We start from the raw sequence: 22,044 nt of genomic DNA on the forward strand, positions 1-22,044 counted from the left end.
AGACCGTATCAGTCGGCCTTCGCTGCAGCAGCCTTTTCGATGCGCCGCTTCAATGCGCGGGCTTCGAGGCCAAGCTGCGAATTTTTGGCTTTCTGCATATAGGCATCCAGGCCGCCATTATGCTCGATGGACCGGATCGCATGCGTGGTCAGACGCAGGCGGACCATCTTGCCGAGCGCATCGCTCATCAGCGAGGTCTGCTGCAGGTTCGGCAGAAACCGGCGGCGCGACCTGTTGTTCGCGTGGCTCACATTGTTGCCGGTCTGGACACCCTTACCGGTGATTTCGCAACGACGCGCCATTTTTCTAATCCTCGGTCAACACGATAGAATTGGGATTCGCAAAGCCGGGGCTCCACGAGGAAGCAGGGCATATACGCGAGCCCCATTTTTCAGTCAAGCGCTTTCCGGGACGAGGCGAGCGGCCAAACCCGCCTTTTAAACCCTTTTACAGCGCGGCTGAAGATCTCCGCCATCGCCGCGGTTTCCTCGGCGGCGTGTGATTTCCGGCTTCCCAGCCGCAGCATACCGAGCCTGGCCGGTCTGTTGGGCCGAAGCGAGCGTCGGGCGCGGTCAAGTTCCACGATCGACCTCCGGGTATTCGTCGTTTGCATCTGCATCACGAGTCCTCCTCCGGTGTTTGTTCAGCTCTAAACACCAATATTGGACGTCCGACTCAAACGTCAACGCCGGGACGGGGGCAACAGCTGCGACAGAACAGCTCAGGCGATCAATATATACCGAGAGCCTATTCGTTTTCGACGAGGAACATCGGCGGCATCGCCGGGCCGACCCGGACGCTCGGTCCGGCGGCGATCATCTTGCCCTTCACCGGTGAAGACAAGACGATGGACGTCGTCGTCTCGCCGTATTTTCGGAGCTGGGAGATCACATGTTCCAGATGCACCATGGAGGAGACGATGACCTTGATCATGTAACTGTCCTGCCCGGTGACGTGGTGGCATTCGAGAACTTCGCTCAAGGTATGGGCGACGGTGGCGATCTTGTTGTAATACTCGCCCGAGGTCTTCAGATGAATGAACGCAGTCGTCGGATAGCCGAGCTTGTCCGGATTCACCGTGGTGCGGTAACCGGTGATGATCCCGAGATCCTCCATCCGGCGCACCCGCTCGGCAACAGCCGGAGACGAAAGACTGACCCTGCGGCCGAGTTCGCTGAAGGAAAGCCGGGCATCTTCCTGCAACACACGCAGCAATTGCCAGCCAACCTTGTCCAGTTGTCCTTCGCCATTCGCACTCATGAGCAGATTCCTTCTGCTGGTCAGCCTGAAGCAGATCATAGAGCGCAGATATCGCTCTGCAAAGTAACTCCGGCAATCGACGGCAAAAGCGTGATGAACCTAGCGTTCAAACGTCTCACGCGAGAAGTTTGCCTTGGTTATTGCACTAGCGGTAGAAATGCGGCACGTTAACCATACAGTTGTGTGCTTGAGTCAATTGGGAGCATCGTGAGTGGCACGCGTAATAGGGAGCGACCGGATCAGGAAGAACGTCACGATCGGTCATAGACGCACAAGCGTCAGTTTGGAAGCTCAAGTCTGGAATGGCCTCTCGGATATCTGCAAGAGGGAATCAATTGGCATCGACGCACTCTGCACCATGGTCGCCGATCGGCGCCAGGAATCGAGCATGTCGTCGGCGCTGCGGGTCTTCTTGCTGACATATTTCCGTCTGGTGGTGGACAATATCGAAGACACTCTGAGTTCCACCCCAGCGACCGGACTGGGCGAAAGCCGGCAGGAGCCGGTCCCGGGATATCTCGATATCGCCCTGCATCGCTTCGCTATCGAACAGAAACAATTCGCCCTCAGCGATTCGGGCAGCGCCCACTAGGGCGCCTTCCCGCCACAGGATGCCGTTCACCAGGCCAGCGTGCCCGCGTAATAGCGCGGGCGTGCGCCATGGTCCTTGATCAGCGTGTCAAGCGGGTCACCTGCGCCCGCTTTCTCCGCCAGAGCGGCCGCATGGATTCCGCAGCCCAGCAGCAGGCTGTCGATGCCCGTCCGGTTGGCACCGAGAATATCCGTCTCCAGATTGTCGCCGACGACCAGAACCCGCCCCGCCGGAAGCTCGATGCGGTCAAGGCAGCGGGCGAATATCTCGGGATAGGGCTTGCCGAAATAGCGCACCGCACCGCCCATCTCTTCATACCGCTCGGCCAAGGCGCCGGCACAGAGATGGCGCGCGCCGCCATGCAATACGGACTTGTCGGGATTGGCACAGACCATCGGCAGCCCCCGCGCCATGGCGGCCGCGAGCCGGTCCTCATACTCATCCAGCTGCGCTTCGGGGCGTTCCGGGCCGGCATTCAGCACCCAGTCCGCATCCTCGACGCGCTCCACGATGGTGAAGGCATCCGCCGGCACCGTGTCGGGGAACCGGTCGCGCCCCAGCCACAGCACCCGGTCACCCAGCGCCGACGCCGCCCCGTCACGCCGTCCCCCGACGACATCCGCCACCATGCCGCCAGAGGTAACGATCTCGGTGAACCAGGCCGGATCGAAACCGATCCCCGTCAGACGCTCCGCGACGATGCCGGGGACGCGCGGCGAGTTGGACAGCACGAGCATCTTCTTGTCCCGGCCGGCCAGCGCCCTGACGGTTTCCAGAGCCTCGGGAAAGGCCGTCCCGCCGTCATAGAGCGTGCCCCAGACATCGAAGATGAAACCGTCATAGCGATCGGCGATATCGGCAAAGGCGGACAAGGGCGTGGTCATTGCCAGACTCCAGGCAAACGAAGGATGTCAGAGGGAACGCGCGGCGCCGGGCCGCACACTCATTTGGTGGGTGCGGAGGTCGGCCGGGGTTCCCCGAACAGGTAGCCCTGGCCGAAGTCGATTTTCAGGTCGAGCAGGTCGAGCAGCATGTCCTCGGTCTCGATCTTCTCGACGATCAGATCCATGGCGCAGCGGTCGAGGGCGCCCTTGAAACGGCCCATATCAAGCTGCGGGTCGTCGCCCCGCGCCAGTTCGTGCAGCATATGGGCGCCAACCTTGATGTACTTGAATCCGAGACTGGCCAGATGCGGCAGGTCGAGATCCAGCGTCCGTACCTGGTCCAGCGAGAAGTGGAAGCCGAGATCCTGCAGGCGCTGCAAGTTCACCTGGGTCTCGTAGGTCGGGTTGGTGATGGCTTCCTGCTCGAACTCGAACAGCAGGTTCGGTGTCAGCTTCCGGTTCTCGGCCAGGAACTCGATGAAATCGGTGAAGAAATCCACATCCGTCAGCGAGCTGTCGGAGATGTTGCAGAAGAAGGCCAGCCCCGGTTGCCCGCGCACCGCACGGCGAACCAGCTGGATACAGCGGAACAGCAGCATATTGTCGATCACGGCGATCAGGCCGGCGGATTCCGCGAGCGGAATATACTGCTCCGGCATGATGACCCGGCCGCGATCGTCAACGATCCGCGAGAAGCATTCATAGAACTGGCGCTTGCGCTGCGGCAGGCTGACGATCGGCTGCAGATAGAGATCGACCCGGTCCTCGCGGAGGGCCTGCTCGACGATGGTCAGCACCTCGGCATCGCCGATCAGCAGCAGCGGTTCAGCAGCCCCCGGTGACTCGGCCACGGCCGGCAGCCCGACATCATCCGCGGTCTGTGCCGGCGTCGCGGGCTTGCCCCGCGCCTTGTCCGGCGTCTTCGCCGAAAGCTGCCCGAGCAACCCCTGCAGGATCTTCAGCTCCGAGACCACATGGCCGCTGTCCGGCATGGCGTCGATGGCCTCACGAATGGCGGAGACTTCCTCGCGGGCGGCGTCCAGATCCTGGCGGGTCACCGCCAGCTCGTGCGCCAGAACCTCCATCTGGCGCTCGGAGGAGTTCCGCGCCGCCCGGACCGACAATCCCATGTGAATGAGGCTGGCGATGGTCATCAGCAACAGGCCTGCGCCCCATCCCGGCAGACCGACGACAGGGATGGTTGGCGCCAGCACCGCAATCGCGATGGCGGGAAACAGATAGAAGCTAACGATCAGGACATGACGCAATTGCGCGGTCCCCTTTCCGATTCAGGGCGTGGCCCCAGCCTCCACGCCGACAGCCTCCGCAACGGAGGAATATCCGTCCCGTTCAAGCAGCGTGCCAAGCTCTTCGGCAATCCGCCGGACGAGACCGGGTCCTTTATATATCAAAGCGGTGTAGAGCTGAACGAGAGAGGCACCTGCCTTGATCTTGGTATAGGCCGCCGCCCCCGAATCGATCCCTCCGGCGCCGATCAGCGGGATCTTCCCGCCGGTCAGCCGGTACGCCCTGGCCAGAACCGCGGTAGACGGCTCGAACAGCGGCACACCGCTCAGCCCCCCCGTCTCCGCCTTGCGGGCGCCTTTCAGGCTGCCGGGACGTGCGATTGTGGTGTTGGAGACGATCAATCCGTCGATCTTCTCCTCCAGCACGACACCGACGATCCCTTCCAGCTGGGCATCCTCCAGATCGGGGGCGATCTTCAGCAGCAGCGCCGGCCCGCCCTCGCTTGCGACCTCCGTGCGCGCGGCCTTCGCCGCCCGCAGCAGCTCGCGCAAGGGTCCCGGCGCCTGCAGGTCGCGCAGACCGGGCGTGTTCGGCGAGGAGACGTTGATCGTGATGTAGTCGGCGAGCGGGGCCATGGTCCTGACGCCCGCCGCGTAATCGCTCTCCGGCGTCTCCACCCCCTTGTTGGCACCGACATTGGCACCGACGATCCCGGCGGACCGGTCGCGCTGTCCCAGCCGGGCAGCGCCCGCTTCGAGGCCGCTGTTATTGAAGCCGTTGCGGTTGATCACCGCGCCGTCCTCCGGCAGCCGAAACAGCCGCGGACGCGGATTGCCGGGCTGCGGACGCGGCGTCATGGTGCCGACCTCGACGAAGGCCGCACCGAGCTTCAGCGCGCCGGCAAAAGCCTCCGCATCCTTGTCAAACCCGGCAGCGATGCCGACCGGATGGGGGAAGCGGAGCCCGAACAGGGACTGCCCGAGACGGGCGTCCGGCGCCCATCCGGCGGCAGACGGACCGAGCCCGGCGGACAGCGCGCGGATGGTCAGGCGGTGCGCGGTCTCGGGGTCGAGGCAGCGCAACAGGGGAAGAGCAAGGTCGGCCAGCATACCGGGTCTATTCCGCCTTCATCGTCGGGAAAACATGCAATCCGTCGTCCCCCAGCGGCAGGTCAAATTCTTTGGTAACGGCACTGACCGGCAGCGGGCCGTAAAGATGCGGAAACAACTCCCCGCCGCGGGCCGGCTCCCACTTCAGGGACTCGCCGAGGGCGGCACTGTCCACTTCCAGCAACACCAGGCCGTGCTCGCCGCGGCGATGCTTGGCCGCACTCCCGGCAACCTGGCTTGCCATCGAGAAATGCAGAAAGCCGTCGGCCGTATCCTCGCGGGATCCCGCATAGGCCCCGGCAGCCTTGGCCCGGTCCCAGTCGGCCCGTCGCGAAAGATGGTAGATCCACCTGAATGTCTCTTGCTGTGTCATGGCCGGGAGAGTAGCCGCGCCCTCTGCCAATCTCAAATTGTTCCGCAGCCTTTCGGGACAATTGCATCATTGGCAGAGCCCGGAGGGCCGGGCTAAGGTGCCTGAAAACCGGGGCGCGTCCGTTGACCCCCGCCAGACCTGCAAAATCAAATCTGGAGCATCCAATGAAGTCGCTGACCTATCTCGATGGCGAATGGCAAGAAGGCAATCCGCCGGTACTCGGCCCGGCGACCCTGGCGACCTGGCTCGGCTCGGTGATTTTCGACGGCGCGCGGTCCTTCGAGGGAACCGCCCCCGATCTCGACCGGCACTGTCAGCGGGCCTGCGCCTCGGCAGAGAAAATGGGCATGAAGTCGCCGGTCAGCGCCGAGGAGATCGAGCGCCTGGCCCGCGAAGGCATTGCCAAGTTCCCGGCGGACACCGCGCTCTACATCAAGCCGCTGATGTGGGCCGAGGACGGCTGGATCTATCCGGACCCGGCAACCACGCGATTCATGCTGCATATATTCGAATCGCCGCTGCCGGAGCCGAAAGGCTTTTCCGCCCATATCTCCAGCCGGCGCCGTGCGGCCCCGGATCAGGCGCCGACAGACGCCAAGGCCGCCTGCCTTTACCCCAATGCCGGCCGCGCCCTGCGCGAAGCGAACGAAGCCGGTTTCGACAACGCCATCATGCTCGATCCGGTCGGCAACGTGGCCGAGTTCGCCACATCCAACGTCTTCCTGGCGAAGGACGGCCTGGTGAAAACACCAATCCCGAACGGCACCTTCCTGAACGGCATCACCCGCCAGCGCATCATCAAGCTGCTGCGCGAAGATGGCGTCAGTGTCGAGGAATCCACCGTGACCTCGACGGACCTGCGGGGAGCGGACGAGATCTGGTCCACCGGCAACCATGCGAAGGTGACGCCGGTATCGCGGTTTGAGGACCGGGAACTGCAGCCGGGACCGATGGCTGCCCGCTGTCGTGAACTCTATTGGGGGTTCGCGAAAAAGAACGCCGCGCTCTGACGCTTCGGAAACAGCCAGTGCCAACCTGCGATGGCAAGACATCCGCGGGTTGGCAGTGGCTCAATCGGCCCTGTGAATCCGGGTCAGCGAGCTTGAGTCAGCCCTCGGGGCGGAATTTCTCGATCAGGGTGCCGACACCGCCGACATCCTCGAAAATATCGAGCTTCTCGACCTCGACCTTTACCGCCAGCACGCGGCGATCGTCGAAGGCGAGATCGCAGATCCGTTCCGCGAACCCCTCGACCAGCAACATGTGGCCCGCTTCGGCGATCATCCGGATCCGGCCGATGAAGGTTTCATAGCAGAACACCCGGCTGTAATGGCTGCCGATGCCGTCTTCGGGATAGTCCAGGGTTAGCTCGACCGAGACCTGCACCCGCTGCGGTTCCGCCTTTTCGAACTCGTGCACGCCGATGAACATGTTGAGCACGAGATCACGGATACGAACGGTGTAGCCCGGTCGGGACTTGGCATGGGGAGCGGCGTCGCGCACCACGTCCAGCGGCGTCACATTGTCGCCAATCAGGTCTCTCGCCACGGTCCGTTCCCTTCATGTCATCCCGATCCAGCCGCCATGCCTATCGCATCATGTGCTCCGGGAACATCCGAAATCCGTCATGAAACCGCGATTTCCGACAGGACGGCTGGATCAGGTCGTGTGATGTCAGGTCTTTATCTTGTAGAAATCGACCGGCTTCATCAGAACGTTCTGCTGTTCCACAAGCCCGCCGAATTCCGCGCTGTGCTTGGTGTAGGCGAGCCAGTCCGGATCCGCCCACATGGCAGCCCGCTTGGCTTCGCGGTCGCCCGCGCTCTCATAGACCCAGATATGGATGTACTGGTTCGGGTTACCGGTCTCGGTCACCATGAAGGCGAGCGGCTGGCCCAGATGTTTGGACTGCGGCGCCTTGCCATACTTCTCGTAGATCTCGAGATGTTTTTTGATGGTCCCGGGGCGGCAGGTGTAGGTACGCACGTCGAGCAGCATGGAATCCTCCCAAAAATTCGATGTGAGACCCTAGCATAAGCGCAGCGCCGTGCGCCCTCCAGCGCCGAACCGGAACGAGAGGCGCGACCTGGGGGAGACAGTCCGCGCCCTAGTCAAGCCGGCGTATCCGTCCCTCGATCCTGGTTTTCACCCCGTCACTCTTCTGGATATGGTCGATCACCTGGCTTGCCATCAGGCGCGCCGAACTCGCATCGACGATGATCTCGCCCTTCTTGAAGGCATCATACCCGTCCCCGCCCCTGGCGATGAAGTCATTGATCGCGACGACATAGACCTTGCCGAGATCGAGCGGCGTATCCGCGACCTTGATGTCGGACACCCGGGAGCCCGCGGGCTTGCGCCCGTCAAAGGCGAAGCTGATCCCGGAGACATGGGGAAAGCGGCCGGCCCCTTCCGCAACCTGCGAGACTCCGTTCTCCAGGGCCGCGCGCAGGTCCTTGCCCTTGATCCGCATGGTCACCGTGCGGTTTCCGAAGGGCAGTTCCGTCAGCACATCCTTGCGGGTCAGTTTGCGTCCGGCCTGGTAGCTGGTATCCCCGCGAATGCCGCCACCGTTGGTGAGCGCCGCATCGGCGCCGGTCGCCGTTCTCATGGCATCCGCAATCAGGTTGCCGAAAACATTCTCCGCCGAGCGCACGGCGGCGCGGCTTGTATCGAGCGCAACCTCGGTCACCCCGATTTCAACCACAAGCTCCCGGTCCAGTTTGGATGTATAGGCGGCGACCTTCTTGGCAATCTGCGGATCCGGCTCGACGTCGATTGTGTTGATCAGCGAGAAGCTCGGTTGCCAGACCAGCTCTTGGCCATTCCGGCCCGCGACCCGGTCAATGGCGATATCCATGATGCCGACGAAATTCCCCTGGCTGCCGGCTTTCAGGACCGCCTGTTTACCGTCATAGAGCACCAGCACCAGATGGTCGTGACCGCCGAGGACAATGTCGATATCGCCAACCTGCCGCAGCGTCTCCAGGTCGCTCTGATAGACCGCATGCGTGAGGGCAATAACCAGATCCGCCCCGTCCTTACGCAAGGTCGCCGCGATTTCCTTCGCCGTCTCGGCAATCGGCGCGAAGCCGACATCCGGCCCGGAACTCGACAGGCTGGGCGTGTCGGTCGTGGTCAGGCCGAGCAAACCGATCTTGTACCCGCCAGAGGTGACCATGCGCGAACGCTGGGCGCCCGGGAAACCGGGCTTGCCCTTGTAGGAGACATTGCTGCCGAGAACGGGATATTTGGCTTCTTTCAGCCGCTGCATCAGGATTTCGGGGCCGAAATCAAACTCGTGATTGCCGAGCACGGCCGCATCAAAGCCGATCGCATTGGCCAGATCGACCATATGCGCGCCCTTGTCAAAACCGGAGAGCAGTGACGGTGACAGCATGTCGCCGCCAAAAGTCAGAAGCATCAGGCCGCCATCCGCTTCGGCCCGGTCCCGCTCATAGCGCACGATACTTGCGATCTTTGCGGCCCCGCCGGCCCCGTCCTTGTCATCGAGCCGGTCCCAGTCGTTCACATGGACAAGCGACAGACGTAGCGGTTCCGCACCGGCGGGAACCCCAAGGACCACAAGAATCGTGCACAAGAATACCGCGTGGAGCGTGGCGCGCATGGCTTCTCTCCGTAATCGAATCAGCCGAATACTAGCCTATTTCGAAAGGAAATTCACCCATACCGCGGGGTGCGCGTATCTATTCCGCTAGGCGGTACGGCGCATCTCGGCGCGACGGTTCCGCGGTGTATCCTCGTCAAAGAGGTTGGTCAGCTGGTCCATCATGGTGCCGCCGAGTTGCTCGGCGTCCACAATCGTTACCGCACGGCGGTAATAGCGCGTCACGTCATGCCCGATACCGATGGCGACAAGCTCGACCGGGGACTTTGTCTCGATATACTGGATCACTTCGCGCAGATGGCGCTCGAGATAATTCCCCGGATTGATGGAGAGCGTCGAATCGTCGACCGGCGCACCGTCGGAGATCACCATCAGAATGCGCCGCTCTTCCGGCCGGCTCAGCAACCGCTGATGGGCCCAGAGCAGGGCTTCGCCGTCGATATTTTCCTTCAGGATGCCTTCGCGCAGCATCAGGCCGAGGGATTTGCGCGCATGGCGCCACGGCGCATCCGCGGATTTGTAGACGATGTGACGAAGATCGTTGAGACGGCCCGGGTTGACCGGCTTGCCGCCCTGGATCCAGTTCTCCCGCGACATGCCGCCCTTCCATGCCTTGGTCGTGAAGCCGAGAACCTCCACCTTCACGCCGCAGCGCTCGAGCGTGCGGGCGAGAATGTCCGCGCTCATCGCCGCGATCGAGATCGGCCGGCCGCGCATGGAGCCGGAATTGTCGATCAGCAGGGTGACGACCGTGTCGCGGAAATCCGTATCCTTCTCCATCTTGTAGGAGAGCGAACTGTCCGGCTGCACCACCACGCGGGACAGCCGCGCGGCATCGAGAATGCCTTCGTCCAGATCGAACTGCCAGGACCGGTTCTGCTTTGCCATCAGCTTGCGCTGCATCCGGTTCGCCAGCCGTCCGATCATGCCCTGGAGATGGTTGAGCTGCTGGTCCAGCAGCGCCCGCAGGCGCGCCAGCTCTTCCGCGTCGCACAGCTCGTCAGCCCGGACGACCTCGTCATATTCGGTCGTGTAGGCGTGATAGCTCTTCCGCAACCGGTTGCCGTCATCCGCATTATGCATCTGCGGCGGCGTGCCGGGATTGGCCGGCTGCTCGTCACCCTCGCCGGGTTCGAACTCGCCGTCTTCGCTGTCTTCACCCTCGCCGGCCTCGTCGCCGGAATCCATGTCCGACGGGACCATTTCGGAGGAGGTGCTGTCTTCGGCGGTACCGCGGGTTCCGCTATCGTTCAGCTCCTCGCCCTCGCCGCCATCGTCTTCCGCCTCGGAGTCGGAATTCGACTCATCGGTCATCCCGTCGTCGCCGATTTCCAGATCCAGGTCGGTGATCAGCTGGCGGGACAGTTCCGCATAGGCTTCCTGGTCCTCGAGATGGCGGGAAAGCTCGGAGAGAGTGTCGCCGATCTTGGAGTTGACCCACGGACGCCAGAGATCAACTGCGCCCTGCGCGCATTCCGGCGGCGGCGCGCCGGTGATGGCTTCGCGGGCCATCAGCCGGACGACTTCGGAAAGGGCCACTTCGTCCTTGTCGGTGACGCCTTCCAGACCCTGCTTCTGGTAACGCTGCTCCATGGCCGCTTCGAGGTTCTGGGCAACGCCGGCCATGCGGATGGCTCCCAGCGCCTCGACCCGGGCCTGCTCGGCCGCATCGAAGATTTCCAGTGCCGCCTGCCCGGACGGCTGGCGGCGGGCATGGGTTGCGGCATCGTGAAAGCGGAGTTTCAGGGCAAGGCTGTCGGCTTCCCCACGGACCCGGGCGACATCTTCCGGCGGCAGGTTGCGCGGCGGGGACGGCAGCCGCACCCGGTCGCCCGAGACACTGGCCTGATCCGCGCCATAGGTGACCTCAAGCTCTCCCTCGTGCGCCATTGCCCGCACGCAGGATGCTGTCGCGCGCTTGAATTCCTCAAGCCGGTCGTCGTCCGCCATGGATGTCATCAGGTCCTGTCCGCGCCGCTTTCTCTATTCCGCCGCGCGGATGCTGGTCTCCGGCAGGTCCGCTCCGAAACAGCGCTGGTAGAATTCGGAAACCGTTCCCCGCTCTGCCTCGTCGCACTTGTTCAGGAAGGTCAGGCGGAACGCCATCGCGACATCCTGGAAGATATTGGCGTTCTCGGCCCAGGTGATCACGGTCCGGGGCGACATCACGGTGGAAATGTCCCCGGCGATGAAACCGGCCCGGGTAAGATCGGCCAGCGAGACCATGTTGGAGATCATCTCGCGGCCTTCCGGCGTATCGTAGCCCGGCAGTTTCGCCAGAACGATCTCCGCTTCGCGATCATGCGGCAGATAGTTCAGCGTGGTGACCACGTTCCAGCGGTCCATCTGACCCTGGTTGATCTGCTGCGTGCCGTGATAAAGGCCCGTGGTATCGCCGAGGCCGACCGTATTGGCGGTCGAGAACAGGCGGAAATACTTGTTCGGATGGATCACCTTGTTGGTGTCCAGCAGGGTCATCTTGCCGTCCGCTTCCAGCACACGCTGGATCACGAACATTACGTCCGCCCGGCCGGCATCGTATTCGTCGAACACCAGTGCCACCGAGTTCTGCAGCGCCCAGGGCAGGATACCTTCACGGAATTCCGTGACCTGCTTGCCGTCGCGCAACACGATGGCGTCCTTGCCGATCAGATCGATACGGCTGATGTGGCTGTCGAGATTCACCCGGACGCACGGCCAGTTGAGGCGTGCCGCAACCTGCTCGATATGGGTCGACTTACCCGTGCCGTGATAGCCCTGGATCATGACCCGGCGGTTATGGGCGAAGCCGGCCAGAATGGCGAGGGTGGTCTGCTTGTCGAACAGATAGGTCGGGTCCAGCGTCGGAACGTAATCGCTCGGCTCGCTGAAGGCCGGCACTTTCATATCGACGTCGATGCCAAAGGTCTCGCGAACCGAGACCTCGGTGTCCGGTGCTTCGATATGATGCGCAGGCTTGCGCTCGTAAACATGTGCTGCCGCCATGGCCTTTATTCCCAAATGATGTGGGTGACTATCCGGTTCGGGATCGTCCTTTTCAGGGTTCCCGTACCTTCAAGTTAGAAACTTTTTCAAAGTCGTATAGGCCTCGTTGATGATTTTCAACCGTTCTTCGGCCTCTTTGTCCCCGCCATTCGCGTCGGGATGATGTTTTTTCACAAGCTGCTTGTAACGCGCTTTCAGCTCCAGTTCGGTCATCGGCGGCGCCAACCCCATGATAGCGAAAGCTTTTCCCTCCGCCGTCTCGCTCCCGGGACGGGGCGGAGCGGTTCCGGAAGCGGCGTCCATATCGTCGTCACCATTGAGCGCACCGAACGGGTCTCTGTAATCACCGGCAACAAACTTGCGAAATGCCGCCGCCGCGCCGAGTGGCCAGGTCGGCCGGTCCCAGGTCGTGGACCGGCGAATCTCCTGTTCAAGGTCCTCGGCAGACGCACCCTCGTAATAGTTCCACCGCTTGTTGTATTCTCGGACATGGTCCAGACAGAACCAGTAATAGTCGGAGAGACGGCTGCGCGCCTTCGGAGCGCGGTGCTCGCCCACGAACGAACAGCCCGGCGCGTCGCAGCGCCGGAAACCGGGCTCGGTGCCGTACGTGTCGATCTTCAGAGATTCGCTCTGCGCCTTCCGCATACCGTGGGTTCCAAATTGTCTCTGGTCTAGTGCATGCCAGTCAGTCGAAAATAGGATGCTTGAGCCATTGTATAAACCGGATGTCCCTGCAGGGGGGACAGGGAGATTAAGGTAATGTCCGTGACGGAGACGATCAAAGCCAAATTAATGTCCGCATTCGCGCCGGAGCATTTGGCTGTCATCGACGATTCTCAAGCGCATCGCGGCCATGGGGGCTGGCGTGAGGGCGGCGAAACACATTTCAATGTAGAGATCATATCGGACGCCTTCGCCGGAAAGTCGCGTGTCGATCGCCAGCGCATGGTCCATGCAGTCCTCGCCGATGAGCTGGCAGACCGCGTCCATGCTTTGTCTATCAAGGCGAAAGCGACGGCGGATTAGTCGAAAGGGTGGGCAAACAATGCAATCAAAAGGAGACCCGAAAATAGTCCATCGTTTTTTAGTTGCATTAAATTTGCATGCACTGATACACCGGGCGTTGGTCTGCCAGAACCCGACGATAACAGAACGTTTGCGGAATCCATGGTGTCAACTCTCATAAGCAAGAATGTGCTGATCGACGGCCATCGCACCAGCATGCGGCTGGAGCCGGCCATGTGGGATGCGCTCGGCCAGATCGCTTCACGGGAAAAGCTCACTGTTCACCAGATTTGCAGTACCGTGAACCGGCATCGCGTCAGCACGTCGCTGACCTCGGCAACCCGGGTGTTTATCCTAGGTTATTTTCGAATCCTCGCCGACAGCCTGGAACAGGATGCCGGGCCGGAATCGAAACGGTCCATCATGAACCGGGTCTTTCGCCATACCGACGAATTCCGGAACACGCCCCAGAACGGCCGCTACGCCGGTTCCTTGTAGAATTCAGGCCAGATCCTCTTGACCACGGGGCTGCTTTCGCCGAAAGCGTGGCAGGAATTGAGCAGTGGCGGCGGGCCGTCCCGCTTCGGCTCTTCGGCGCCGCTTTCGCGCCTCTTGCGGGAGGATTCTCCGTAGAGGGTCTGGTATGCCGTGGTCGCCATCGGCCAGAGCAACTCGACCAGATGCGTGCAGCCTTCAGCGCCTCCGAGCGCCGACAGCACTTTCCGCCGCCAGCCGGGCCCGATTCTGATCCCCTTGAGACGCTGGAAATTCACGGTGATGTTCGGGCAGATCGAAAACGGCCCCGCATCCGTCACAGCCTCGACATTCAGGATCGTGAGCGCATCATCGACCGTCAGCCGGATCCACATGTCGTGGATCGGCTCTCCGGCCGGGATACCCCCCCTGAACTCGTTCGGGACGTCGTAGGTCTTTACGTCCGTGATGCGCCCTTCGATATCGAGATTGCCGTCATCACGGCGAAAGCCCTCGCAAGTGACGCGACGCGTATGAACCTTCCGGCGCGGCGCCGGGCTGGACAGGGGCATTGATCTCTCCGGAATCGTATTGCTTTGCAGCATAAATCATTCCGGAGCGCGCCGAAGTCAATTCCCGACCGTATCGGGCGTCAGGGAAGACCGGCCAATCCCGAGCCCGAAATGAAGGCCTCCCGCTCCAGAACCGCCTCTTCCAGATCCTCGCGGACTGCGGCGTAGATATCCCTGATCGACACCATACCGATGACCTTGCCATCCACTTCGACGGGCAGGTGACGGAAACCACCCTCCTGCATGCGCTGAAGCGCATCCATCACGGAGGCCTTGGGGCCGATCGTCTCGGGCTTCGGGGTCATGATCTCCCCGATCAGCGTGCCGTCCGGGGATTTTCCTTCCGCCACCAGACGGCCGGCAATATCCCTCTCCGAGAGAATGCCGACAAGCTCCTCTTCCTCCATGATGAGGAGCGCACCGATCTTGCGGCTTGTCATCAGCTTGGCTGCCTTGAGAACGGTATCCTTCGGCGTCAGAGACGACAGGTCCTGCTTGTTGACCACATCCGGCACGATATGTCTGGGCATGGCATTCTCCCTGATAGGTTTTTTATTTATCCCGGTGGATCATACCAAATCATGACACATCTGGGAGCCGCGACGTTTCAACTGTTTCATTTTCGGTCATTGTAGACGCTGCCCGGGAGACCCGCAGCAGGGTGATCTGGTTGCGGTGGCGGCGTAAAATCTTGAAACGGAACCCGTAAAAAACAAATTCCTGCGCCACGTTCGGGATGGTTCTGGCCTCGTGCAGAATAAGCCCGGCGATGGTCGAAGCCTCCCCGTCCGGAAGGCTCCAGTCGAACTCCCGGTTCAGGTCACGGATCGTCACTGTGCCGTCAATGACATAGGATCCGTCCGCCTGCGGCCGCACACCGGCAACCGCGACATCGTGCTCGTCGCTGATCTCCCCGACGATCTCTTCAATGATGTCTTCAAGAGTCACAATCCCCTGGAAGGCTCCGTATTCATCCACCACGAGGGCGAAATGTTCACGTCGGGCGCGGAAGGCCTGAAGCTGGTCGAGCAGGGTGGTGGTTGTCGGAATGAACCAGGGCTCCGAGGCGATTTCCCGCATATCGAGCTGTTCCAAAGGCTCACCGCTCAGCCCTTTGACGGCGCGCAGCACGGCCTTGGCATGAAGGACGCCGACGATCTCATCATGATCGCCCTTGAACAGCGGAAGCCGCGTGTACGGGCTCTTCATGATCTGGGAGATGATGGTTTCGACAGTGTCGTCCGCATCCAGCATTTCCACCCGGCGCCGATGCGTCATGATTTCCTCGACCCAGACCTCGCTCAAGTCGAGGATCGAGCGCAGCATGGCCCGCTCCTCGCGGACCTCCTCCTCATCGACTTCGACTTTATGGCCATGCAGTTCGATCAGGCCGCGCAATTCCTCTTCCTGCTCCGAATGGCCGAATTCTTCCGATATCCGGATCCCGAACGTCGACAGCATCAGCCGAACGATCCAGCGCACCGTATTTGCGATCGGGCTCAGGATAATGACAATGGCGTTGATCAGCGGCGCGACCGTAAGCGCCACCCGGTCGGAATTGTTCAGGGCATAGGTTTTTGGCAGCACTTCGGCAAAGATCACGACCACGATCGTCATCACCAGCGTCGCGTAAACCACGCCATGCTCGCCGAACAACCTCAGGAACACGGTCGTCGCCAGCACCGAGCCCAGGATGTTGGTGATGTTGTTGCCGATCAGGATCGCACCGATCATGGTCTCGCTGTGTTCGCGCAGCGCGAGCACTCGGGACGCCCGCTGGTCACCCTTGCGGTCCAGCTGATGCATCCGGGCAATAGAAGAGCCCGTGAGGCCCGTTTCCGATCCGGAGAAAAACGCCGAGAACACGATCAGCAGCAGAATGCCCCCGATCGTCAGCCAGAGCTCGGCGTCCATCAGATTCACGAATTCCTCATCCATCAGACGCTCGCCGCGGTCGAAAGGTCTTCTTGCAGCATCCCGCGCACGGTATCCGGTGCGACATCGTCGCTGGAAAAGGCATCGCCGATACCGCGCGCCAGAACGAACCGGATGCTCCCGTCCCGCGCTTTCTTGTCCCGGCGCATGGAGGCGAGCAGCGCCTCCGCTTTCCAGCGCGCGGAACCGGGAATATCCGCCACACGGACTTTCAGCCCCATGGCGGCAAGATGGCTCCGCGCCCGCTCCGTATCCTGGCCTGCGCAGTGGCCGAGGCGGCGCGAGAGCTCCAGCGCCTGGATCATGCCGACCGACACCGCCTCGCCGTGCAGCAGCGTGCCATCGAATCCTGCCGCCGCTTCAAGGGCATGGGCGAATGTGTGGCCGAAATTCAGCAATTCGCGCAGTCCGGCTTCCCGTTCGTCCGCGGTCACCACGGCAGCCTTTGCCTTGCAGCTGTCGACAACCGCGGAAATCCGCACGGCCTCGTCTCCGGCGATCAGGTCCGCGCCATTCTGCTCCAGCCATTCGAAGAATGCAGCGTCCCGGATCAGACCGTACTTGACGATTTCCGCATAGCCGGCCAGCACTTCGCGCTTCGGCAGTGTGGCGAGAGTCCCGGTGTCGGCCAGCACCAGCTTCGGCTGGTAGAAGGCACCGACCAGATTCTTGCCCTGCGGCGTGTTGATCCCGGTCTTGCCGCCGACCGAACTGTCGACCTGCGCCAGCAGTGTCGTCGGGATCTGGATGAAATCGAGGCCGCGCATCACGGATGCCGCGCAGTAGCCGGCAAGATCGCCGACCACTCCGCCGCCGAGCGCGATCACCGCGGAGCGGCGATCGGCGCCGTCTTCCAGCATACGGCAGCAGACATGCTCGAAATCGGCGAAGCTCTTGGAGGATTCGCCCGGCGGGACAACGATGGTCGTGACCGCGATCCCCGCCGCATCCAGCGACCGCGTCAGCGGGTCCAGCCAGTATCCGGAAACCGTGGAATCGGTGACGACGAAGGCTTTGCGCCCGCGGATCAGGGGCCTGATCTCATTCCCAGCCCCCGCGATCAGCCCGGGCCCGACACGAATATCGTAGCTGCGGTCTTCGAGGCCCACGCGAACCGTCTGGGTCGTCGTCATAATACTTCCTGTTTCAAAATACCGGCTCCGGGATGCTGCTCATTCGGCCGGAACGGCTTTGCGTGCATCCCCGAAATAATCCATCAGCACGTCATAGGCCCGATCGACCGTTGCCTCGAGCGGGCCCCGGCGCGATTCGATCCAGAGATCGGCTTTCTCATAGACGGGATAGCGCTCTTCCATCAGTTTCTGGAGCACTGCCTTCGGGTCCTTCTGCGCCAGCAGCGGCCGCCCCTGGCGACGGCTGACACGCTCGAAAAGCACGTCGATATCGGCCTTGAGCCAGAGCGATACCGCGTTTTCCGCGATGGCTGTTCGGGTCTCTTCCGCCATGAAGGCGCCGCCGCCGGTCGCCAGCACAACGGGCGGGCCGCTCAGGATGCGCTGAATCACCCTTTGCTCGCCGCGCCGGAACTCGTCCTCGCCGAAACGTTCGAAAAACTCAGTGATCGTGCAGCCGGCCGCGTCCTCGATTTCCCGGTCCGCGTCGACAAAATGCATGTCGAGCCGCTGCGCCAGACGGCGTCCGACACTGCTCTTGCCTGCCCCCATGAGGCCGACGAGAACGATGCTTTTCGGGAGGGACAGCGGTATGTCCTGCGGATCAGACTGGTTCACCATGGGAAGCAGGTTCTGGTTCCGGACGAGACGCGGCAAGCGTTTCCAGTCAAATCCGGTACCTCTCTTTCCTCTCCCTCGTTGAACTCACTGAATGCGGCCGGTATGCTTGCCGCAAACGTGTCATAATCCGTCGGTAGCATATCTTCCCCAGCATGGCGTTGTAAACGCATTGGGGACGTTGCGTGCATGTCGGCCGGACCGGTGTCGCGTGAAACCGTAATTCATGGGTCCGCAGCATGAAATTGACGCTCTGGGTCGTTGTCGTCTTAGCATTGTTGTTTGGCGGCGGCTTCGCATTCCTGTCCACATGGGACATTCCGGCGCCGACCAGCCAGATCGAACAGGTCCTGCCCAATGATCAATTCCCCCGCTAGCGTTCGGGCGTGGTCTCGGCGCGCCGGTTTATGTCTGCTGTTTCTGGCTCTGTCACTGGCTTTCGGAACGCGGGACGGGCTGGCGCAGGGTGCGCCGAAGCCCTTGCTCCCGTCGCTCGGCGCCCCGAAGCCGCTGCTCCCGCCGCCGTCCGGCGCCGACAGCACCTCCGGCGCGATTGAGCGCGCGCCCGAGCTGACCTCAACGGATAGCGACGCGACACCGGCCAAGGATGGTATCTCCGTCAATTCCCTCGACGCCGTCTCGGGCGAGACTGTCGGCACCATCGGCAGCGGCGATTCTGCCCTGCCGGCGACTATGTGGGACGGAACGCCGCGCAGCGCGATTCAGCGCATGCTGGCACTGGTCGGCGACACGCCGGCGACAGCCTCCCTGCGGCGCCTTCTGCTGCGCATTCTGTTGAGCCCGGCCACGGTTCCGCAAGCGACCGATGCAGCGGACCGGACCAGCCTGGTCAAGGCGCGCATTGACGCCCTGGAACGCCTGGGAGCCTGGCCCGACTATCTCCGGCTTCTCGACCTGGCGCCTGCCGGCGTCGATGACGAAACCGCACTGTCACCTGCGCTCCGCGCCCGCTTGAAGAGCGATGCCGGTTTTCTGATCGGCGATACCGGGACAAGCTGCGCCATTGCCCGCGACGCGATGCTTTCAAATCCCCAGGACATTTACTGGCAAAAGGCCGGAACATTTTGCCAGGCGCTCGCGGAGGAATGGGAAAGCGTCGAATTCAATCTGCGCCTGATGCTCGAACTCGGCGACCAGGATACCCGCTATATCGAGCTCATGCGCGCGGTCAGCGGCACCCTGTCCGAGCTGCCGCAGATGCCGCAGGCCGCGCAGCTCCGGCCACTGGACATCGCCATGATGCGGGTTGCCGGAATTGCTCCTGCCATGCCGGCCCCGGACGCCGTGCCTGCATCCCTGATCCCAATTCTGACATCCTTCAAGACATTGCGTTTCGAAGACCGTCTGCGTCTTGCCGAACGCGGCGAACGGCTCGGGCTTGTCGACAGGAGCGACCTGATCGCGCTTTACGAGCTGGTCGATATCGACCCGTCGCAGATGAAAAACGCGCTGTCCGCAGCGGCGGCCGACCCGAGCGCCAACGGTCGTGCCCTGCTCTACCGGGCCATCGCCAGCCAGACCCTGCCCCTGGCCCGGGCCCAGGCGATCCAGCAGGCTCTCAGCCTCGGCCGTCGTGATGGTCGCTACGGCGCCACGGCCCGTCTTTATGCCCCGCTGATCCAGGAAATCCCGACGACGTCTCCCTATGCCTGGTTCGCCGCCGACGCTGCATCGGCCTTCATCGCCTCCGGCATGAGCGACGCCGCCGCACCCTGGCTGGAAATGGCCTCCCGAGAAGCGCGTCTCGGCCCAGAACAGGCAACGGCCTGGCGCGATGCGGTCATCCTGTCCCGGCTCGCCGCCGGCGAGGATGTGCCGCTCGAGAGGAATTTCCTCCGGGAGTGGTGGCGCGGCGTCCGCAATGTCGCGCCGGAAGGGGCTCCCGAACGGGCCACATTGCTGTTCGGACTGCTGGAAGCCACCGGGGCCGAGACGCCCGGTACGGTCTGGCGCGGCCTGATCAGTCAGGCCACACCGAAAGAAACGATATCGCCACCCGCGGCCCTGCAGCGGGCCCGGCGGGATGCCGCCAGGAACGGCAGGCTCGGCGAAGGTGCCCTGCTGACCGTGCTCTCGCTGTCCGGCGCCGGGCTGCTGGACTATGACACCGTCGCCCTGACCGAAAGCGTCCGGGCGCTTTCCGAGCTCGGCTTGCGGAAGGACGCCTACCGGCTTGCGCTCGACATCTATCTGGCGGCCGGCAACACGCCGGTTTCGGCTCCCCCGGGCGAATGAACGGATGAGCCCGGACAGCGGGGCCATCGAGCGTTTTCTGGAGATGCTGCTTGCCGAACGGGGTGCGGCCGGCAACACGATCGATGCCTACCGGCGTGATCTGCGGGACTTCGCTGCCAGCCTTGCGAAGCGGCAGCAGACACTCGGCACCGCGTCGAGCGACGACATCCGGGCCTATCTGGAACAGCTCGAGGCCGCCGGCATGGCCCCGCGCACCGCAGCCCGCCGGCTCTCCGCGGTCCGGCAGTTCTACCGATTCCTTTACAGCGAGGGTGACCGGAGCGACGATCCGTCGACCGCCATTGACAGTCCGCGGCAGGGCCGGCCGCTGCCGAAGATCCTGAGCGAGAAGGACGTTGACCTGCTGCTGACTGCGGCCCGCAACAAGGATGGCGCGGAGGGGCTGCGCCTGACCTGCCTGCTGGAAATACTCTATGCCAGCGGTCTGCGTGTCTCGGAACTGGTGGCCCTGCCCATTGCCGCCGTCGCCCGGGACCCGCGCGTGCTGATCGTCCGCGGCAAGGGCGGCAAGGAACGCATGGTGCCCCTGACCGACGCGGCCCGCGAGGCAATCACGGCCTACAAGGAGGTCAGAAGCAGCTTTCTTCCCGAAGGCGCAACATCGCCCTTTCTCTTCCCCTCACGCGGCAGCGACGGCTATCTGTCGCGCCGCCGCATGGGGCAGCTTCTGAAAGAACTGGCCATCGCAAGCGGCCTGCGTCCGGCGGCGGTCTCGCCGCATGTCCTGAGGCACGCCTTCGCGACCCACCTTCTGGACCACGGGGCCGACCTGCGCAGCGTTCAGCAGATGCTGGGGCACGCGGATATTTCGACAACCCAGATCTATACCCACGTGCTCGCCGAACGCCTGAAAGCATTGGTGAGCGAGCATCACCCCCTGGCAAAGCCGGGCAGAAAGACCTGATCAAAACGGCAATCCAGACATTGTAACCCGAGGCCCGGACGAGTATGGTTCCGCGCTCCCCAACATAGTGATTCGACGGATATGCGCGTCTTTCTGGATTTTGAAAAGCCGATCGCCGATCTTGAAGGCAAGATCGAGGAACTGCGCCACCTTACCTCCGAGGGCGATATCAATATCGCCGACGAGGTCGGCAAGCTGCAGGCCAAGGTCGACCGCCAGCTGAGGCAGTCCTATCAGAAGCTGACACCCTGGCAGAAGGTCCAGGTCGCCCGGCATCCGGACCGCCCGCATTTCAAGCAGGTGCTGGCCCATCTGGTGGAAGATTTCACCCCGATGGCGGGAGACCGCGCCTTCGGCGAGGACAAGGCCATCATCGGCGGCATCGGCCGGTTCAGGGGCTTCTCCGCCGTTATCATCGGCAACGAGAAGGGCGGCACGACGGAAGAGCGGATCGCGCATAATTTCGGCATGGCGAAGCCCGAAGGCTATCGCAAGGCGCGCCGGCTGATGGAAATGGCCGACCGGTTCAAGCTGCCGGTGCTGACATTTGTCGACACGGCCGGTGCCTATCCCGGCGTCGGCGCCGAGGAACGCGGCCAGGCCGAGGCCATTGCCCGCTCGATCGACGCCTGCCTGTCCCTGCAGGTTCCGATCATCGCCTCCATCGTCGGCGAAGGCGGCTCCGGCGGCGCCGTTGCCCTGGCGGCGGCCAACCGGGTGCTGATGCTGCAACATGCGGTCTATTCCGTCATCTCTCCGGAAGGCTGCGCCTCGATCCTGTGGCGCGACGGCGACCATGCGCGGGATGCGGCCGAAGCCCTCAAACTGACGGCGGACGATCTGCTGAAACTCGGCGTGATCGACGAGATCGTCCCGGAACCGCTCGGCGCGGCGCACCGGGACCAGGCAACCGCCCTCAACAGTCTTGGCGATGCGGTGGAAGCAAATCTGCGCACACTCGTCGGCACGGAGGGCGGCAAGCTGAAGGCCGACCGCCGCCGCAAGTTCCTCGATATAGGCAAGAAGGGTCTCGCCTGACCGATT

25 protein-coding genes are annotated in these 22,044 nt (G+C 62.7%); 8 read left to right on the forward strand and 17 right to left on the reverse strand.

The annotated features are described in order from the left end of the window. Positions 1-8 precede the first annotated feature (8 nt). Complete coding sequence (gene rpmB, locus RH950_RS03050) at positions 9-302, reverse strand: 50S ribosomal protein L28 (RefSeq protein ID WP_350053575.1); 294 nt, start codon at positions 300-302, stop codon at positions 9-11. A 445-nt stretch (positions 303-747) separates the two neighbouring features. Further along, on the reverse strand, positions 748-1,260 hold the full coding sequence (locus RH950_RS03055; protein ID WP_350053577.1) for an Lrp/AsnC family transcriptional regulator: 513 nt from the start codon (positions 1,258-1,260) through the stop codon (positions 748-750). Positions 1,261-1,471: 211 nt separating this feature from the next. Here RH950_RS03055 and RH950_RS03060 point away from each other — a divergent pair, with 211 nt between their 5' ends. Then, positions 1,472-1,852 carry a ribbon-helix-helix domain-containing protein gene (locus tag RH950_RS03060; RefSeq protein ID WP_350053579.1) on the forward strand — a complete coding sequence of 127 codons (381 nt, stop codon included), beginning with the start codon at positions 1,472-1,474 and terminating at the stop codon, positions 1,850-1,852. A 26-nt stretch (positions 1,853-1,878) separates the two neighbouring features. Here RH950_RS03060 and RH950_RS03065 read toward each other — a convergent pair whose 3' ends face one another. The 4 genes from RH950_RS03065 to RH950_RS03080 are packed head-to-tail and all read right to left on the reverse strand — an operon-like array spanning position 1,879 to position 5,466. Continuing rightward, the gene (locus RH950_RS03065) at positions 1,879-2,736 is read right to left on the reverse strand and encodes a TIGR01459 family HAD-type hydrolase (protein ID WP_350053581.1); all 858 of its coding nucleotides are present in this window, start codon (positions 2,734-2,736) and stop codon (positions 1,879-1,881) included. Positions 2,737-2,795: 59 nt separating this feature from the next. Further along, a complete protein-coding gene (locus tag RH950_RS03070; protein ID WP_350053583.1) occupies positions 2,796-4,004 on the reverse strand; it encodes an EAL domain-containing protein in 1,209 nt (402 codons plus the stop codon). 21 nt (positions 4,005-4,025) lie between these two features. Next, positions 4,026-5,093, reverse strand: a complete 1,068-nt coding sequence (locus tag RH950_RS03075) for a quinone-dependent dihydroorotate dehydrogenase (RefSeq protein WP_350053585.1) — start codon at positions 5,091-5,093, stop codon at positions 4,026-4,028. Positions 5,094-5,100: 7 nt separating this feature from the next. Continuing rightward, positions 5,101-5,466: a DUF952 domain-containing protein gene (locus tag RH950_RS03080; protein WP_350053587.1), complete on the reverse strand. Its 366-nt coding sequence runs from the start codon at positions 5,464-5,466 to the stop codon at positions 5,101-5,103. 164 nt (positions 5,467-5,630) lie between these two features. Between RH950_RS03080 and RH950_RS03085 the strand changes: the two genes are divergently transcribed. After that, on the forward strand, positions 5,631-6,476 hold the full coding sequence (locus tag RH950_RS03085; RefSeq protein WP_350053589.1) for a branched-chain amino acid aminotransferase: 846 nt from the start codon (positions 5,631-5,633) through the stop codon (positions 6,474-6,476). Between the two features lie 97 nt (positions 6,477-6,573). Here the strand turns inward: RH950_RS03085 and RH950_RS03090 are convergent, their stop codons facing one another. The 6 genes from RH950_RS03090 to RH950_RS03115 all read right to left on the reverse strand — a co-directional run bounded on the left by RH950_RS03090 (position 6,574) and on the right by RH950_RS03115 (position 12,727). Further along, on the reverse strand, positions 6,574-7,014 hold the full coding sequence (locus RH950_RS03090) for a dihydroneopterin aldolase (protein ID WP_350053591.1): 441 nt from the start codon (positions 7,012-7,014) through the stop codon (positions 6,574-6,576). 126 nt (positions 7,015-7,140) lie between these two features. Further along, on the reverse strand, positions 7,141-7,464 hold the full coding sequence (locus RH950_RS03095; RefSeq protein WP_350053593.1) for an NIPSNAP family protein: 324 nt from the start codon (positions 7,462-7,464) through the stop codon (positions 7,141-7,143). A 109-nt stretch (positions 7,465-7,573) separates the two neighbouring features. Continuing rightward, positions 7,574-9,094, reverse strand: a complete 1,521-nt coding sequence (locus tag RH950_RS03100; protein WP_350053595.1) for a bifunctional metallophosphatase/5'-nucleotidase — start codon at positions 9,092-9,094, stop codon at positions 7,574-7,576. Between the two features lie 87 nt (positions 9,095-9,181). Next, positions 9,182-11,053, reverse strand: coding sequence for a cobaltochelatase subunit CobT (gene cobT / locus RH950_RS03105; RefSeq protein WP_350053597.1), 1,872 nt, complete (start codon positions 11,051-11,053; stop codon positions 9,182-9,184). Positions 11,054-11,077: 24 nt separating this feature from the next. Beyond that, positions 11,078-12,079, reverse strand: a complete 1,002-nt coding sequence (cobS, locus tag RH950_RS03110) for a cobaltochelatase subunit CobS (protein ID WP_350053599.1) — start codon at positions 12,077-12,079, stop codon at positions 11,078-11,080. A gap of 69 nt (positions 12,080-12,148) precedes the next feature. After that, positions 12,149-12,727, reverse strand: a complete 579-nt coding sequence (locus RH950_RS03115; protein ID WP_350053601.1) for a J domain-containing protein — start codon at positions 12,725-12,727, stop codon at positions 12,149-12,151. A gap of 114 nt (positions 12,728-12,841) precedes the next feature. Between RH950_RS03115 and RH950_RS03120 the strand changes: the two genes are divergently transcribed. After that, the gene (locus tag RH950_RS03120) at positions 12,842-13,108 is read left to right on the forward strand and encodes a BolA family protein (protein WP_350053603.1); all 267 of its coding nucleotides are present in this window, start codon (positions 12,842-12,844) and stop codon (positions 13,106-13,108) included. A gap of 144 nt (positions 13,109-13,252) precedes the next feature. Next, on the forward strand, positions 13,253-13,585 hold the full coding sequence (locus RH950_RS03125; RefSeq protein ID WP_350053605.1) for a ribbon-helix-helix domain-containing protein: 333 nt from the start codon (positions 13,253-13,255) through the stop codon (positions 13,583-13,585). Here the strand turns inward: RH950_RS03125 and RH950_RS03130 are convergent. The 5 genes from RH950_RS03130 to RH950_RS03150 all read right to left on the reverse strand — a co-directional run bounded on the left by RH950_RS03130 (position 13,567) and on the right by RH950_RS03150 (position 17,858). Further along, entirely contained in the window at positions 13,567-14,133 is a 567-nt protein-coding gene (locus tag RH950_RS03130; protein ID WP_350053607.1) for a DUF2889 domain-containing protein, read from the reverse strand. The two genes, RH950_RS03125 and RH950_RS03130, sit on opposite strands and share 19 nt — an antisense overlap. Before the next feature lie 80 nt (positions 14,134-14,213). Then, on the reverse strand, positions 14,214-14,663 hold the full coding sequence (locus RH950_RS03135) for a CBS domain-containing protein (protein WP_350053609.1): 450 nt from the start codon (positions 14,661-14,663) through the stop codon (positions 14,214-14,216). Positions 14,664-14,712: 49 nt separating this feature from the next. Continuing rightward, entirely contained in the window at positions 14,713-16,071 is a 1,359-nt protein-coding gene (locus RH950_RS03140; protein ID WP_350053611.1) for an HlyC/CorC family transporter, read from the reverse strand. Next, on the reverse strand, positions 16,071-17,201 hold the full coding sequence (gene aroB, locus RH950_RS03145; protein WP_350053613.1) for a 3-dehydroquinate synthase: 1,131 nt from the start codon (positions 17,199-17,201) through the stop codon (positions 16,071-16,073). The genes RH950_RS03140 and aroB overlap by 1 nt, the downstream gene beginning before the upstream one ends. Positions 17,202-17,240: 39 nt before the next feature. Continuing rightward, positions 17,241-17,858: a shikimate kinase gene (locus RH950_RS03150; RefSeq protein ID WP_350053615.1), complete on the reverse strand. Its 618-nt coding sequence runs from the start codon at positions 17,856-17,858 to the stop codon at positions 17,241-17,243. Between the two features lie 200 nt (positions 17,859-18,058). Here RH950_RS03150 and RH950_RS03155 point away from each other — a divergent pair, with 200 nt between their 5' ends. From RH950_RS03155 to RH950_RS03170, 4 genes are all read left to right on the forward strand, one after another. Continuing rightward, positions 18,059-18,196 (forward strand): hypothetical protein, encoded by a 138-nt coding sequence (locus tag RH950_RS03155; RefSeq protein ID WP_350053617.1) that lies wholly within the window; start codon positions 18,059-18,061, stop codon positions 18,194-18,196. 103 nt (positions 18,197-18,299) lie between these two features. After that, a complete protein-coding gene (locus RH950_RS03160; RefSeq protein WP_350053619.1) occupies positions 18,300-20,075 on the forward strand; it encodes a hypothetical protein in 1,776 nt (591 codons plus the stop codon). Positions 20,076-20,079: 4 nt separating this feature from the next. Then, on the forward strand, positions 20,080-21,000 hold the full coding sequence (gene xerD / locus RH950_RS03165; protein ID WP_350053621.1) for a site-specific tyrosine recombinase XerD: 921 nt from the start codon (positions 20,080-20,082) through the stop codon (positions 20,998-21,000). Between the two features lie 81 nt (positions 21,001-21,081). Next, a complete protein-coding gene (locus RH950_RS03170; RefSeq protein ID WP_350053623.1) occupies positions 21,082-22,038 on the forward strand; it encodes an acetyl-CoA carboxylase carboxyltransferase subunit alpha in 957 nt (318 codons plus the stop codon). Positions 22,039-22,044 lie beyond the last annotated feature (6 nt).

Origin of the sequence: Nisaea sp. (assembly GCF_040217065.1) — a bacterium.
Taxonomy (GTDB): Bacteria; Pseudomonadota; Alphaproteobacteria; order Thalassobaculales; family Thalassobaculaceae; genus Nisaea.

Bases quoted from the DNA above. Each gene is read 5' to 3' on its own strand.
- rpmB (WP_350053575.1), bottom strand. From the start codon at position 302: ATGGCGCGTCGTTGCGAAATCACCGGTAAGGGTGTCCAGACCGGCAAC.
- RH950_RS03055 (WP_350053577.1), bottom strand. From the start codon at position 1,260: ATGAGTGCGAATGGCGAAGGACAACTGGACAAGGTTGGCTGGCAATTG.
- RH950_RS03065 (WP_350053581.1), bottom strand. From the start codon at position 2,736: ATGACCACGCCCTTGTCCGCCTTTGCCGATATCGCCGATCGCTATGAC.
- RH950_RS03075 (WP_350053585.1), bottom strand. From the start codon at position 5,093: ATGCTGGCCGACCTTGCTCTTCCCCTGTTGCGCTGCCTCGACCCCGAG.
- RH950_RS03080 (WP_350053587.1), bottom strand. From the start codon at position 5,466: ATGACACAGCAAGAGACATTCAGGTGGATCTACCATCTTTCGCGACGG.
- RH950_RS03085 (WP_350053589.1), top strand. From the start codon at position 5,631: ATGAAGTCGCTGACCTATCTCGATGGCGAATGGCAAGAAGGCAATCCG.
- RH950_RS03095 (WP_350053593.1), bottom strand. From the start codon at position 7,464: ATGCTGCTCGACGTGCGTACCTACACCTGCCGCCCCGGGACCATCAAA.
- RH950_RS03100 (WP_350053595.1), bottom strand. From the start codon at position 9,094: ATGCGCGCCACGCTCCACGCGGTATTCTTGTGCACGATTCTTGTGGTC.
- cobT (WP_350053597.1), bottom strand. From the start codon at position 11,053: ATGACATCCATGGCGGACGACGACCGGCTTGAGGAATTCAAGCGCGCG.
- cobS (WP_350053599.1), bottom strand. From the start codon at position 12,079: ATGGCGGCAGCACATGTTTACGAGCGCAAGCCTGCGCATCATATCGAA.
- RH950_RS03115 (WP_350053601.1), bottom strand. From the start codon at position 12,727: ATGCGGAAGGCGCAGAGCGAATCTCTGAAGATCGACACGTACGGCACC.
- RH950_RS03120 (WP_350053603.1), top strand. From the start codon at position 12,842: ATGTCCGTGACGGAGACGATCAAAGCCAAATTAATGTCCGCATTCGCG.
- RH950_RS03130 (WP_350053607.1), bottom strand. From the start codon at position 14,133: ATGCCCCTGTCCAGCCCGGCGCCGCGCCGGAAGGTTCATACGCGTCGC.
- RH950_RS03135 (WP_350053609.1), bottom strand. From the start codon at position 14,663: ATGCCCAGACATATCGTGCCGGATGTGGTCAACAAGCAGGACCTGTCG.
- RH950_RS03140 (WP_350053611.1), bottom strand. From the start codon at position 16,071: ATGGATGAGGAATTCGTGAATCTGATGGACGCCGAGCTCTGGCTGACG.
- aroB (WP_350053613.1), bottom strand. From the start codon at position 17,201: ATGACGACGACCCAGACGGTTCGCGTGGGCCTCGAAGACCGCAGCTAC.
- RH950_RS03155 (WP_350053617.1), top strand. From the start codon at position 18,059: ATGAAATTGACGCTCTGGGTCGTTGTCGTCTTAGCATTGTTGTTTGGC.
- xerD (WP_350053621.1), top strand. From the start codon at position 20,080: ATGAGCCCGGACAGCGGGGCCATCGAGCGTTTTCTGGAGATGCTGCTT.
- RH950_RS03170 (WP_350053623.1), top strand. From the start codon at position 21,082: ATGCGCGTCTTTCTGGATTTTGAAAAGCCGATCGCCGATCTTGAAGGC.